Origin of the sequence: Glacieibacterium arshaanense (assembly GCF_004681125.1) — a bacterium.
Lineage (GTDB): Bacteria > Pseudomonadota > Alphaproteobacteria > Sphingomonadales > Sphingomonadaceae > Polymorphobacter_A > Polymorphobacter_A arshaanense.
The window spans coordinates 974,313-987,650 of record NZ_SIHO01000001.1; the positions used below are offsets into that span (position 1 = coordinate 974,313).

Below are 13,338 nucleotides of genomic sequence, written 5' to 3' on the forward strand. Positions count from 1 at the left end.
TGACCCCTGCACCCAATTACTGTGCGCTCTTCAAATGGGTGCAGGGTCTAGACCCTGCCCGCCGGAGGCCCTTTAAATCATTCTCTCGGCAAGCATGCTCAACTGGTCGGGAACCTCGGCCTCCTCGAAATCGGTGAGGCGGGTCGGGTAATCGCCGGTGAAGCAGGCATCGCAGTACTGCGGGGCGTCATCGAGGCGCAGGTCTTCGCCGAGTGCGCGGTAAAGGCCGTCGATCGACAGGAACGCCAAGCTGTCGACCTTGATGTATTCGCGCATGCGCTCGACATCCATGTTGGCGGCGAGCAGCTTTGAACGTTCGGGGGTGTCGACGCCGTAGAAGCAGCTGTGGCGCGTCGGCGGGCTGGCGATGCGCATGTGGACTTCGGCGGCGCCGGCGTCGCGGAGCATCTGGACGATCTTCAGGCTGGTAGTGCCACGGACGATGGAGTCATCGATCAGCACGATGCGCTTGCCGTCGATCATCGCACGGTTGGCGTTGTGCTTGAGCTTGACGCCGAGGTTGCGGATCTGGTCGCCGGGCTGGATGAAGGTGCGGCCGACATAGTGGCTGCGGATGATGCCGAGTTCGAACGGCAGCCCCGATTCCTGCGCGTAGCCGATGGCGGCCGGCGTGCCCGAATCGGGGACGGGGACGACCATGTCGGCATCGACCGGACTTTCGATGGCGAGCTGCGCGCCGATCTTCTTGCGGACCTGATAGACCGACGAGCCGTCGACGACCGAGTCGGGGCGGCTGAAATAGACGTGTTCGAAAATGCACGGGCGCGGGCGCATGACGCCGAACGGCCGCAGCGAGCGCAGACCGCGTGGGGAAACGACAACCATTTCGCCGGGTTCGACCGAGCGCAGGAAGGTGGCACCGACAACATCGAGCGCCACGGTTTCCGACGCGAAGATATAGGCGTCGCCCAAGCGGCCGAGCACCAGCGGCCGGACGCCGAGCGGGTCGCGGCAGGCGATCATGCCTTCGCCGGTCAGGCAGACGAGGCTGTAGGCGCCTTCGACCTGCTTCAGCGCATCGATGAACTTGTCGAGCAGCGTCCGGTAGGTGCTGGTGGCGACGAGGTGGATGATGACTTCGGTGTCGCTGGTCGACTGGAAGATGCTGCCCCGGCGGATGAGTTCGCGGCGCAGCTTGACCGAATTCGAGATGTTGCCGTTGTGCGCCACCGCAAAGCCGCCCGAGGCGAGCTCGGCGTAAAGCGGCTGGACGTTGCGCAGCGCGGTCTCGCCGGTGGTCGAGTAGCGGTTGTGACCGATGGCGATATCGCCGACGAGGCGCCGGATGACTTCCTCGCTGTCGAAGTTACCCGCGACATGGCCCATCGCGCGGTGCGTGTGGAAGTCCTTGCCGTCGAAAGTGGTGATGCCGGCGGCTTCCTGGCCGCGGTGCTGCAGCGCGTGCAGGCCGAGCGCGGTCAGCGCTGCGGCGCCTTCGCTGCCGTAGACACCGATGACCCCGCACTCTTCGTGAAGCTTGTCATCATCGAATGGATTGCCAAAAGGAAGTGTCGTGAGGTCCATCGGGACTCCCCAAGCATTGCGCGCATCAGCTATAGCGTTCGGGCCATATAGTGGCGGCGCGGGCGTTTGTCTCCCCCCAAGCTGTCACATCGCTGCAACAGGAGCCATGCATTGAGCGACAGTGACCGCGAGACATCGACCGTTCTCCACCCCAAATGGGACGAGCGCGGGCTGATCCAGGCCGTCGCCAGCGACGCCGACAGCGGCGAGCTGCTGATGGTGGCGCACATGAACGCCGATGCACTGGCCGCGACCATCGCCACCGGCGAGGCGCATTACTGGAGCCGGTCGCGCGCCGAGGTCTGGCACAAGGGCGGCACGTCGGGTAACATCCAGACGGTCGTCGAAATGCACATCGACTGCGACCAGGACGCGCTGTGGCTCAAGGTCAAGCCCGCCGGGCCGGCGTGCCACACCGGCGAGCGCAGCTGCTTTTACCGCCGGCTGCAGGACGGCAAGCTGGTGCGCGAGGCATGAGCGTGCTGCTTGCCGGGGCCACCGGGCTGGTCGGGTCGCGCGTGCTCGATTTGCTATGCGCGGCCGGTACACCGGTCGTGGCTGTTGCAAGGCGCGCGACGGGCAAGACCGCACCGGCGTTGACCGAGGTCATTGCCGACTTCGCCGCGCTGCCACCGCTGCCCAAGGCCGATGTGGCGATCTGCGCGCTCGGCACCACCATCCGCATTGCCGGCAGCCAGCCGGCGTTCCGTGCCGTCGACTATGACGCGGTGCTGGCGTTTGCGCGTGCGGCGCAGGCTGCCGGCGTCACGCATTTCGTCCTGATCAGCTCGGTCGGCGCCAGTGCGGCGTCGCCGGTGTTCTATTCGCGGGTGAAGGGCGAGGTCGAACGCGACATCGGCGTAATGAACTTCGCGCGCTTCGATGTCATCCAGCCGGGACTGATCCTCGGCCCGCGCCCCGACCGGCGCCCGGCGGAGGCGATGTTCCAGGCTGCAGCGCCGTGGCTCAACCCGCTGCTGTTCGGGCCGGCGGAGCGCTACGGCGGGATTGCTGCCGATGTAATTGCCGCTGCAATCGTGAAGCTGGCGAAGCTGCAGACGCCGGGGCGCTTCGTCCATCAAAACGGGGAATTGCGTAAACTGGCGAAAGCCTAGACATTGTCGAGGCCAGACCGGGCAGAAAGTCCGGCGGCGGGGAGGGATGCGATGACCACGGCCGTACCGACGGGCCTGCAGTTGACGGTTTTCGACGAGACGTTTCGCAACCGTCCGCACGAATATTTTGACCTGTTGCGGCAAGCCGAGCCTGTCCATCGCGACACGACGCTCGGTCGCGTCGTGCTGACCCGCGCCGCCGATGTTGCTGCCGTGCTCAAGGATCGCAGTTTTTCGGTCGATAACCGCAAGGCCGCGCCCGATTCGATCGTGCAGCGCCTGATGACTGCAGAGGACCGTGACGCACCGCGCTCGATGCTGGCGCTCGACGATCCCGACCATGCGCGGCTGCGGCGGCTGGTGACGCATGCCTTCAACGCCCGCGCGATCGAGGGCATGCGGCCGCATATAGCCGTCGTGGCCGACGCGTTGCTCGATGCGGTTGCCGACGCCGAACAATTCGACCTGATCGAGGACTATGCCTCGCCGCTGCCGATCATCGTCATTGCCGAAATGCTCGGCGTCGGTGCCGCGGACCGTGCCGACTTCCGGCGCTGGTCGAAGGGCCTCGCCAATGTTTTCTCGCCGTTGCGGACGCCGGAGCATCTGGCCCAACTCAAGGTCAATGCCGACGAGCTCAGCGCCTATTTTGCCCGCGCGATTGCCGAACGCCGCGCCACGCCGCGTGACGACCTGATCAGCGCGTTGATCGCGGTGGAGGACAACGGCGACCGGTTGAGCACGCAGGAAATCATCACGATGTGCAACCTGCTGCTGCTGGCAGGGAACCTGACCACCACCGACCTTATCGGCAATACCGTGCTGGCGCTGCTCCAAAACCCCGAGCAGCGCGCCAAGGTCATGGCCGCGCCGGCGCGGATCGTCGATGCGATCGAAGAGACGCTGCGCCTTGACCCGCCGGTCATGCAGTCACTGCGGATTGCCACCAGTCCGCGGGCGGTTGGCGGCATCGAACTTGCCGAAGGCGCTGCGATCACGCCGTTCCTGATGGCGGCGGGGCAGGACCCAACGGTGCACAGCAATCCGCTGAGCTTTGACATCGACCGGCTCGACAAGACGCACTTCGCGTTCGGCGGCGGCGTGCACTTCTGTCTGGGGGCGCCGCTGGCGCGCGCCGAGGCGGAAATCGCGCTGTCGCGGTTGCTGGCGCGCTTCCCCGATTTGGCGCTGGCCGGACAGCCGATCGAGCGCAACATTTCGGCGGCGTTCAACGGCGTCAAGGCGCTTTGGGTGAAGGCTTGAAACACACCCGTATTCTTGACCCTGACGTTAACGTAAACTAATTAGGTTCCATGCCTCCAGAAACGCTTGAGAACTTCGCCACTGTCGCCATTCCCGCACCGCCCGGGGATGCCGAAAGTTTTACCATCACCGATCTCGCGACGGGCTTTGCCATCACGCCGCGCGCCATCCGATTCTACGAGGACCAGGGCCTGATCTCGCCGCAGCGGCAGGGTCAGAACCGCGTCTATTCGCGGCGCGACCGGGCGCGGCTGGCGTGGATTTTGCGCGCCAAGAATGTCGGGTTCAGCCTGGCCGAAATCCGCGAGATGATTGACCTGTACGATGTCGGCGACGGCCGCGTGCAGCAGCGCCGCGTCACTATCGAAAAATGCCAGACGCGCATTGCCGCGCTGGCCGAACAGCGCGCCGATATCGATGCGACGATCGACGAGTTGCAGCAATTTGCCGACATGGTCGAAAGCCTGATTGCCGACACGGCGACAAACTGAGGCCAAAACGGCCACCAACTAGGATTTTCACATGCCCAGCTACCGCGCTCCCGTGAAGGACACGCTGTTCGTGTTGCAGTCGGTCTGCAAGCTCGACGCGCATTCGAACCTGCCGGGCTTTGCCGATGCGACCCCCGATGTCGTGCAGGCGGTGGTCGAAGAAGGCGGCAAGTTCTGCGAAGGCGTGCTGGCGCCGATCAACCATTCAGGCGACCTGCAGGGCTGCACGCGCCACGCCGATGGCAGCGTCACCACCCCTGACGGCTTCAAGGCGGCGTATGACGCGTTCGTCGAAGGCGGCTGGGGCACATTGATGGCGCCGTCGGACTATGGCGGGCAGGGGATGCCGCACATCATCGGCACGGTGTTCCAGGAATTTTCGGCGAGCGCCAACATGGCGTTTGCCATGTACCCCGGCCTCAACGAGGGCGCGCAGGCGGCGATCATGGCGGTCGGCTCGCCGGAGCTGAAGGAGCGCTTCCTGCCCAACATGGTCCACGGCCGCTGGACCGGCACGATGAACCTGACCGAGCCGCAGTGCGGCACCGACCTCGGCCTTATCCGCACGCGCGCCGAGCCGCAGGCCGACGGTAGCTACAAGATCAGCGGCACCAAGATTTTCATCTCGGCGGGCGAACATGACCTGTCGGAAAACATCATCCACCTCGTGCTGGCGAAGACCCCCGACGCGCCCGACAGCGTCAAGGGCATCTCGCTGTTCCTGGTGCCGAAGTTCCTCGTCAACGCCGACGGTACGCTGGGCGCGCGCAACGGCGTGTCGTGCGGCTCGATCGAGCACAAGATGGGCATCCACGCCAACGCCACCTGCGTGATGAACTATGACGGCGCCACCGGTTATCTGCTCGGCGAGGAGATGAAGGGCCTGCGCGCCATGTTCATCATGATGAACGCGGCGCGACTGGGCGTCGGCGTGCAGGGGCTGGCGCAGGCCGAAGTCGCCTACCAGAACGCCGTGACCTATGCCCGCGACCGCTTGCAGGGCCGCGCGCTGACCGGCGCCAAGAACCCCGACGCCAAGGCCGATCCGCTGATGGTGCACCCGGATGTGCGGCGCATGCTGATGGACGGCCGCGCCTTCATCGAGGGCGCACGGGCGCTGATCCTGTGGGGCGGATTGCAGGTTGACCTCGCGCACAAGGCGGCAACGCCCGAAGAACGCGAACTTGCCGACGACCTGATCTCGCTGCTGACGCCGGTCATCAAGGGCTATTGCACCGACAAGGGCTATGAAATCGCCACGACGTCGCAGCAGGTTTACGGCGGCCACGGTTATATCGCCGAATGGGGCATGGAGCAGTTCGTTCGTGATGCGCGCATTGCGCAGATCTACGAAGGCACCAACGGCATCCAGGCGATGGACCTTGTCGGCCGCAAGCTGGCGATGAACGGTGGCCGCGGCTTGCGCGCCTATCTCGGACTGATTGCCGAGAATGTTGCGTCAGGCAAAGCCGATCCGCGCACCGAAGCGCTGGCGACGGGTCTGGAGAAGGCCGCGGGCGAACTGCAGGCCGCGACGATGTGGCTGATGCAGAACGGCATGACCAATCCCGACAATGCCGGTGCCGGCGCAACCGCCTATCTGCACCTGATGGGCATTGTCGCGCTGGGCGAGATGTGGCTGCGCATGGCCATCGCCAGCCACGCCGCGCTCGACGCCGGCAGCAGCGACAAGCCGTTCTTCGAAGCCAAGCTGATCACCGCACGCTATTTCGCCGAACGCAACTTCCCCGATTGCGGGGCGCTGCGTCGCAAGATCGAAGCCGGCAGCGCCGCGATGATGGCGATGCCAGCGGAAGCGTTTTAGTCCCTTCAATCGGGTGCAGGCCTCAGGCCTGCCCGCCGGAGGCCCTTTCTAATTCTGTTCGTTTGGGAGACTGACCATGGCTGAAGCCTTCATCTACGACGCGGTCCGCACCCCGCGCGGCAAGGGCCGCAAGGACGGCGCGCTCCACGAAATCACCCCGATCCAGCTGGCGACGCAGATGCTGCAGAGCATCCGCGACCGCAACGGCATCGATACGGCGGACGTTGATGACGTGGTGCTCGGCTGCGTCGGGCCGGTGGGCGAGCAGGGTGCCGATATTGCGCGCGTCGCGGTGCTCAACGCCGATTATGCCGAAACGACGGCGGGCGTGCAGGTCAATCGCTTCTGCGCGAGTGGGCTGGAAGCGTGCAACATGGCCGCGGCGAAAGTCATTTCGGGCGAGGCGATGTTCGCGATTGGCGGCGGTGTCGAGAGCATGAGCCGCGTGCCGATGGGCAGCGACGGCGGCGCGTGGATGATGGACCCGGCGGTCAACCACAAGACTTATTTCATGCCACAGGGCATCGGCGCCGACCTGATCGCGACGAAGTACGGTTTCAGCCGTAACGACGTCGATGCTTATGCGATGGAAAGCCAGAAGCGCGCCGCGCGCGCCTGGGCCGAGGGCCGCTTCAAGAACAGCGTCATCGGCGTCCGCGATGTCATCGGCGAAGTCGTGCTCGACCATGACGAGCATATGCGGCCGCAGACCGACATGCAGTCGCTGGGCGCACTGGCGCCGGCGTTCGAGGGCATGGGCGAGGCGATGCCGGGCTTCGATGCCATCGCGATGCTCAAGTATCCCGAAGTCGAAAAGATCAACCACGTCCACCACGGCGGCAATTCGAGCGGCATCGTCGATGGCGCCAGCGCGGTGCTGATCGGCAACGCCGAAATCGGCAAGAAATACGGCCTCAAGCCGCGTGCGCGCATCAAGGGCGCGGCGTCGATCGGCTCGGAACCGTCGATCATGCTGACCGGCCCGTCGTTCGTCACCGAAAAGTTGCTCAAGCGGCTGGGCATGAGCGTCGCCGACATCGATCTGTATGAATTGAACGAGGCGTTCGCCAGCGTCGTGCTGCGCTACATGCAGGCGCTGAACATTCCGCACGACAAGATCAACGTCAACGGCGGCGCCATCGCGATGGGCCACCCGCTCGGCGCCACCGGCGGCATGATCCTCGGTACCGTACTCGACGAGCTCGAGCGTACCGGCAAGCAGACCGCGCTGGTGACGCTGTGCGTCGGCGCCGGCATGGGCACCGCCACGGTTATCGAACGGATTTGACCGCCTGAAACCGCTGGTTGCCGGTCCCCGCGTCGCTCATCCCGAGCGCAGTCGGGGGCCGACCAGCGCTGGACCAGTCCCTCGACTGCGCTCGGGACGAGCGAGGTCGGGTTATGAAAGGGAAGAAGTCATGACCACTGCCATTCACCAGAGCCTCGATGCCGATGGTATCTTGCTGCTGACGATCGACGTTCCCGGCCAGACGATGAACGTCATCACCCCCGAAGTGAACGCCGACTTGGCCGCCGCAGTGGCGCGCATCAAGACCGATGACGCGGTCAAAGGCGCGGTGCTGACCAGCGGCAAGGCGTCGGGCTTCATGGCGGGCGCCGATCTGAAGGGCATGGCGGCGATCTTCGGCGACGGCAGCGGCGGCGATCCGGCGAAGTCGAAAATGGCGAACCTGTTCGACGGCGTCTATGCGCTCAACAAGCAGCTGCGCGAGCTCGAGACCTGCGGCAAGCCGGTGGCGGTGGCGATCAACGGGCTGGCGCTCGGCGGCGGGCTCGAATTCACGCTGGCCTGCCACTACCGCGTCTGCGCCGACAATCCGAAGATCGCGCTCGGCCTGCCCGAAGTGCTCGTCGGCCTGTTCCCCGGTGGCGGCGGCACGCAGCGGCTGCCGCGGCTGATGGGCGTGCAGCCGGCGCTGATGTACCTGATGCAGGGCAAGAACATGAGCCCGCAGGAAGCGCTGGGGCTCAAGGTCGTCCACGAAGTTGCGCCGCTGGCCGAAATCGTCGACCGCGCCAAGGCCTGGGTCAAGGCCAACCCGACCAAGGGCGTGCAGCCGTGGGACGAAAAGAACTTCCGCTTCCCCGGCGGCGTCGGCATGGCGAGTCCGGCCTTCGCGCAGGCGTTCATGGCGGGCACTGCAGTGGTCGGCAAGCAGACCAGCTTCAACATGAACGCGCCGCTCGCCATCTTGTCGGCGGTCTATGAGGGCTCGCAGCTGCCGATGGACACGGCGCTGCGCGTCGAGAGCAAATATTTCGCCAAGATTGTCGCCGACCCGCAGGCCGGCAACATGATCCGCTCGCTGTTCATTTCGAAGCAGGCCGCCGAAAAGGGCGCGCGCCGGCCCAGGAACATCGCACCGATGTCGCCGAAGAAGATCGGCATGCTCGGCGCCGGGTTGATGGGCGCAGGCGTCGCCATGGTCAGCGCGCAGGCCGGCATCGAAGTCGTGCTGCTCGACCGCGACTTGGCCGCCGCCGAAAAGGGCAAACAATACACCGCCGACCGGCTCGCGAAGAAGCGCATGGACGCCGACAAGGCTGCCGCCATTCTGGCGCGCATCCACCCGACCGCCGATTATGCCGATCTGAAGGGCTGCGACCTCGTCATCGAAGCAGTGTTCGAAGACCGCTCCATCAAGGCCGATGTCACCAAGAAGACCGAAGCGGTGGTAGGGGCCGACACGTTCTTCGGCTCGAATACCTCGACCTTGCCGATCACCGGCCTAGCCGAAGCGTGGAGCAAGCCCGAGAATTTCATTGGCATCCACTTCTTCTCGCCGGTCGAGAAAATGCCGCTGGTCGAGATCATTGTTGGTAAGAAGACCGGACCGGAAGCCATTGCCAAGGCTATCGATTATGTCGCGGCGATCAAAAAGACACCGATTGTCGTCAATGACAGCCGTGGCTTCTACACCTCGCGCTGCTTCGGCACCTATGTCCAGGAAGGGCTGGCGCTGCTCGGCGAAGGCACGGTGCCGGCGCTGATCGAAAATGTCGGCAAGCAGGCCGGCATGCCGGTCGGACCGCTCGCGGTGAACGACGAAGTCGGGCTCGACCTCGCCTATAAGGTCGGGCAGGCGACGAAGAAGGATCTGGGCGACGCCTATCGCCCCGGCCCCGGTGAAGCGGTCATCGAAAAGATGAACGAACTCGGCCGCTTCGGGCGCAAGAACGGCAAGGGCTTCTACGTCTATCCCGAAGACGGCAGCAAGAAGTTCATCTGGCCCGATTTGCTGGCGACGGTGGCCAATGCCGCCGACGATCAGCCCGGCGCCGCCGCGGTCAAGGAGCGGCTGATGTTCCGCCAGCTCGTCGAATGTGCGCGCTGCTTCGAGGAAGGCGTGCTCGAAACCCCCGAAGATGGCGACCTCGGCGCCATTTTCGGCTGGGGCTTTGCGCCGTTCACCGGCGGGCCGTTCAGCATGATGGACACCATCGGCATCGCCAACGTCGTGGCGACGCTCGACCGGCTGGCACAGCGCCACGGCGAACGCTTCAACGCCCCCAAGCTGTTGCGCGACATGGCAGCCGCCGGCGAGACTTTCTACGGCCGCGCTGCCGCGAAGAAAGCCGCGTGAGCGACGCGCTCGGCACGCCCGTCACGCTGCCGTCGGGCATCGGGTTCAAGAACCCGATTGCCAAGGCGGCGATGACTGAAGGGCTTGCCGGGCGCGACGGCCACCCCAATGAAGGCCATGCGCGCCTGTACCGGCGCTGGACGGCGGGCGGGGCAGGGCTGTTGATTACCGGAAATGTCCAGGTCGACCGCCACCACCTCGAACGGCCGGGTAATGTCGTCGTCGATGCGCCACTCGATGCAGCCGCCCGCGCCGCGTGGCAGCGTTGGGCCGCGGCATCCAGCGAACATGGCGCCAAGGCCTGGGTGCAGGTCAGCCATGCCGGGCGCCAGACACAGGTCGCTGTCAACAAGACCCCCAAGGCGCCGTCGGCGGTCAAGCTGAGCCTGCCCGGCGGCATGTTCGGCATGCCCGAACCACTGACCGAGGCCGAAATCCTCGATTTGATCGCACGCTTTGCCAATGCGGCCGTGGTCGCGCGCGAAGCCGGCTTTGCCGGCGTGCAGATCCACGCCGCGCACGGCTATCTGATCTCGCAATTCCTATCGCCGCTCGCCAATCGGCGCACCGACGCCTGGGGCGGCAGCATCGAAAACCGCGCACGCTTCGTGACAGAAACGGTCAAGGCGGTGCGCGCCGCAGTCGGCAATGACTTCGGCGTCGGCGTCAAACTCAACAGCGCCGACTTCCAGAAGGGCGGCTTTGCGTTTGAGGATTGCATCACCGTGTCGGGCTGGCTCGCCGATCTCGGTGTCGATCTGCTCGAATTGTCGGGCGGCAGCTACGAGCAGCCGGCGATGATGGACTTTGCCGGCATGGACCCGCCCGAGCGCCCCAAACAGGCGTCAACTGCGGCGCGCGAAGCCTATTTCGTCGATCTCGCCAAGGCGCTGATGGCCGGGCGAACACCGCCGCTGCTGGTCACCGGCGGCTTCCGCAGCCGCGCGGCGATGGAGCAGGCGCTCGCCGCCGGGATCGCCATGATCGGCATTGGCCGGCCGTTGTGCGGCGCCCCCGACGCGGTTGCCGACTTGTTGGCTGGCCGCATCGACAGCCTGCCGCGCTTTGAAACGCAGCTGCGTATCGGGCCGGGGCTGCTCGGGCCGAACTCGCCGCTCAAGCTGGCGCGTGCGCTCAACGGTTTCGCCGCACAGGCCTGGTATTATGTGCAGCTGCGCCGCATTGCCGCCGGCGAGCCGCTGGCGCTCGACATCAATCCACTGATGGCATTCCTCTCCGAGCAGCGCGACGCCAAGACGCGCAGCTGACGCGGCGCTTGTATTGCCGGCGGCGTTGCGCCATCTGGCCGCGATGCGCCGCATCCTGCTTGTCCTTTTGCTCATTCTCGTCGCGTTCGGCGTGTTCGGTTATGCAGGCGCGCGCCAGCAGCCGAAGATCGTGCGCTACGACGTCGCACTGGCGGACTGGCCGGCGGGACAGCCGCCGCTGCGTATCGTCCAGTTGAGCGATCTGCACGGCAGTTGGCTCGACATGCCGCCCGACCGGATCAGTGGCATCGTTGCGCAGGTCAACGCGCTGAAGCCCGATGTCATCGTGCTGACCGGCGACTATATCGGCGGCAAGGTGTTCGACTGGCCGCACATTCGCCTTGAAGATTTCACCGACCGGCTGGGCAAGCTGCAGGCGCGCTATGGCGTCTATGCCGTCGTCGGCAATCATGACACGCGCTACTGGACGCGCTGGGCGTTCGACCGTGCCGGTATCCACACGCTGATCAACCAGCACGCCGATATCGGGCCGGTGATCATTGCCGGCCTTGATGATGCGACCAATGTCGGTAACACCGCCGTGGCGCTGCGCACGCTCGTCGCGCAGGCGCAGGGTGACAAGCCGCTGCTGGTGCTGGCGCATGAACCCGATTATTTTCCGTACGGCAACGCGGCGGTCGATCTGATGATCTCCGGCCACACGCACGGCGGGCAAATCATGCTGCCGATCATCGGCGCCAAAAGCCTTGGCCCGTTTCTCGACAGCCATTTGCGCGGGCTATTCTACGAAAGCAGCCGCTGGCTGGTCGTGTCGTCCGGGCTGGGGACGTCGATCGTGCCGATGCGCATCGGCGTGCGCCCTGAAATCGTCGTGATTACCGTCGGTCCGAAAGCGCCTTGAGTTCGACGGTGTTGCCACTGGGATCGCGCACGTAGAACGAATAGCCGTTGTCATGCGCCTGTTCTTCGATAATGGCAGTGGCTGTTTGTGCGAGATGGTCGCGCAAGGCTTCAGCCTCGGCAGCGACAGCGATGCAGAAATGGTCGATGTTGCGGCCGCCGGTGACGTCGGGCCTTGCCCAGCTGCCGGCCGTAATCGCTGGTGCGACAAGCGCCAGGCCCGACGCGCCGACCTGCATTTCGACCATCGCGAATTGGTCGAGGCGCTCGACTAGTTCGGCACCCGCGACCACTTCATAGAAGCGCACCGCTGTGTCGAGGTCATCGACCAACACCAGAATGTGGTCGATGCCGATTGCCCGGATGGGTCCAGCCATCGCCAAGCCGGCGCTGCGTTCAGGCTTCCGGCAGGAAGTCGGGCACCGACAGGTAACGCTCGCCGGTGTCATAGTTGAAACCGAGGATGCGCTTGCCGGCCAGCTCGGGCAGCTTCTGCGCGATGGCGGCGAGCGTTGCGCCGCTCGAAATGCCGACCAGCATGCCTTCGGTGGTCGCCGACTTGCGCGCCCAAGCCTTGGCATCGTCGGGGGCGACCTGGATGACGCCGTCGAGCAGCTTGGTGTGGAGGTTTTCGGGGATGAAGCCGGCGCCGATGCCCTGAATGGCGTGCGGGCCGGGCTGGCCGCCAGAAATCACCGGCGACAAAGTCGGTTCGACGGCGAAAATCTTGAGCCCCGGCCACTTCGGCTTGAGCACTTCGGCGACACCGGTGATGTGGCCACCGGTACCGACGCCGGTGATGATTGCATCGATCGGCGTGTCGGCAAAGTCGGACAGGATTTCCTGCGCGGTGGTCTTGACGTGCGCGGTGATATTGGCGGGGTTTTCGAACTGCCCCGGCGTCCACGCGCCCGGGGTCGATTTGACGATTTCAGCAGCGCGTTCGATGGCGCCCTTCATGCCCTTTTCACGCGGCGTCAGGTCGAACGTCGCACCGTACGCCAGCATCAGCCGGCGGCGTTCGAGCGACATCGATTCGGGCATGACGAGGACGATCTTGTAGCCCTTGACCGCCGCGACCATCGCCAGCCCGATGCCGGTGTTGCCGCTGGTCGGCTCGACGATGATGCCGCCGGGCTTCAATACGCCGCGCGCTTCGGCATCCTCGATCATCGCCAGCCCGATGCGGTCCTTGATCGACCCGCCGGGGTTGGCGCGCTCGGCCTTGATCCAGACTTCGGCGTCGGGGAACAGGCGGCTGACGCGGATGTGCGGCGTGTTGCCAATGGTGGCGATGATGCTGTCGGCTTTCATGGCAGGTCCTCTTCAAGTCCACTAACATACTAGGCTTTGAAAATCGGCGTG

12 protein-coding genes are annotated in these 13,338 nt (G+C 65.2%); 9 read left to right on the forward strand and 3 right to left on the reverse strand.

Going from position 1 to position 13,338, the window contains the following annotated elements:
* Positions 1–72 precede the first annotated feature (72 nt).
* Positions 73–1,545, reverse strand: a complete 1,473-nt coding sequence (gene purF / locus EUV02_RS04485) for an amidophosphoribosyltransferase (RefSeq protein ID WP_135244988.1) — start codon at positions 1,543–1,545, stop codon at positions 73–75.
* 111 nt (positions 1,546–1,656) lie between these two features.
* Between purF and hisI the strand changes: the two genes are divergently transcribed.
* From hisI to EUV02_RS04530, 9 genes are all read left to right on the forward strand, one after another.
* Positions 1,657–2,022: a phosphoribosyl-AMP cyclohydrolase gene (gene hisI / locus EUV02_RS04490; RefSeq protein ID WP_135244989.1), complete on the forward strand. Its 366-nt coding sequence runs from the start codon at positions 1,657–1,659 to the stop codon at positions 2,020–2,022.
* A complete protein-coding gene (locus EUV02_RS04495) occupies positions 2,019–2,660 on the forward strand; it encodes an NAD(P)H-binding protein (protein WP_135244990.1) in 642 nt (213 codons plus the stop codon). The genes hisI and EUV02_RS04495 overlap by 4 nt, the downstream gene beginning before the upstream one ends.
* Before the next feature lie 51 nt (positions 2,661–2,711).
* Positions 2,712–3,923 carry a cytochrome P450 gene (locus tag EUV02_RS04500; protein ID WP_135244991.1) on the forward strand — a complete coding sequence of 404 codons (1,212 nt, stop codon included), beginning with the start codon at positions 2,712–2,714 and terminating at the stop codon, positions 3,921–3,923.
* A gap of 50 nt (positions 3,924–3,973) precedes the next feature.
* Positions 3,974–4,414 carry a MerR family transcriptional regulator gene (locus EUV02_RS04505; protein WP_135244992.1) on the forward strand — a complete coding sequence of 147 codons (441 nt, stop codon included), beginning with the start codon at positions 3,974–3,976 and terminating at the stop codon, positions 4,412–4,414.
* A 31-nt stretch (positions 4,415–4,445) separates the two neighbouring features.
* Positions 4,446–6,239: an acyl-CoA dehydrogenase C-terminal domain-containing protein gene (locus tag EUV02_RS04510; protein WP_135244993.1), complete on the forward strand. Its 1,794-nt coding sequence runs from the start codon at positions 4,446–4,448 to the stop codon at positions 6,237–6,239.
* Positions 6,240–6,315: 76 nt separating this feature from the next.
* Entirely contained in the window at positions 6,316–7,527 is a 1,212-nt protein-coding gene (locus tag EUV02_RS04515) for an acetyl-CoA C-acetyltransferase (protein WP_135244994.1), read from the forward strand.
* A 130-nt stretch (positions 7,528–7,657) separates the two neighbouring features.
* A complete protein-coding gene (locus tag EUV02_RS04520; protein WP_135244995.1) occupies positions 7,658–9,844 on the forward strand; it encodes a 3-hydroxyacyl-CoA dehydrogenase NAD-binding domain-containing protein in 2,187 nt (728 codons plus the stop codon).
* The gene (locus tag EUV02_RS04525) at positions 9,841–11,112 is read left to right on the forward strand and encodes an NADH:flavin oxidoreductase/NADH oxidase family protein (protein WP_166430496.1); all 1,272 of its coding nucleotides are present in this window, start codon (positions 9,841–9,843) and stop codon (positions 11,110–11,112) included. The genes EUV02_RS04520 and EUV02_RS04525 overlap by 4 nt, the downstream gene beginning before the upstream one ends.
* A 43-nt stretch (positions 11,113–11,155) precedes the next feature.
* A complete protein-coding gene (locus EUV02_RS04530) occupies positions 11,156–11,974 on the forward strand; it encodes a metallophosphoesterase (RefSeq protein WP_135244996.1) in 819 nt (272 codons plus the stop codon).
* Here the strand turns inward: EUV02_RS04530 and EUV02_RS04535 are convergent.
* Positions 11,949–12,350, reverse strand: a complete 402-nt coding sequence (locus tag EUV02_RS04535) for a VOC family protein (protein ID WP_166430497.1) — start codon at positions 12,348–12,350, stop codon at positions 11,949–11,951. The two genes, EUV02_RS04530 and EUV02_RS04535, sit on opposite strands and share 26 nt — an antisense overlap.
* 19 nt (positions 12,351–12,369) lie before the next feature.
* Complete coding sequence (gene cysK, locus EUV02_RS04540; RefSeq protein WP_135244998.1) at positions 12,370–13,287, reverse strand: cysteine synthase A; 918 nt, start codon at positions 13,285–13,287, stop codon at positions 12,370–12,372.
* Positions 13,288–13,338: the final 51 nt, after the last annotated feature.

Coding starts and splice junctions, on each gene's coding strand:
- EUV02_RS04520 (WP_135244995.1), top strand. CDS start 7,658: ATGACCACTGCCATTCACCAGAGCCTCGATGCCGATGGTATCTTGCTG.
- EUV02_RS04535 (WP_166430497.1), bottom strand. CDS start 12,350: ATGGCTGGACCCATCCGGGCAATCGGCATCGACCACATTCTGGTGTTG.
- cysK (WP_135244998.1), bottom strand. CDS start 13,287: ATGAAAGCCGACAGCATCATCGCCACCATTGGCAACACGCCGCACATC.
- EUV02_RS04495 (WP_135244990.1), top strand. CDS start 2,019: ATGAGCGTGCTGCTTGCCGGGGCCACCGGGCTGGTCGGGTCGCGCGTG.
- EUV02_RS04500 (WP_135244991.1), top strand. CDS start 2,712: ATGACCACGGCCGTACCGACGGGCCTGCAGTTGACGGTTTTCGACGAG.
- EUV02_RS04505 (WP_135244992.1), top strand. CDS start 3,974: ATGCCTCCAGAAACGCTTGAGAACTTCGCCACTGTCGCCATTCCCGCA.
- EUV02_RS04510 (WP_135244993.1), top strand. CDS start 4,446: ATGCCCAGCTACCGCGCTCCCGTGAAGGACACGCTGTTCGTGTTGCAG.
- EUV02_RS04515 (WP_135244994.1), top strand. CDS start 6,316: ATGGCTGAAGCCTTCATCTACGACGCGGTCCGCACCCCGCGCGGCAAG.
- purF (WP_135244988.1), bottom strand. CDS start 1,545: ATGGACCTCACGACACTTCCTTTTGGCAATCCATTCGATGATGACAAG.
- EUV02_RS04530 (WP_135244996.1), top strand. CDS start 11,156: ATGCGCCGCATCCTGCTTGTCCTTTTGCTCATTCTCGTCGCGTTCGGC.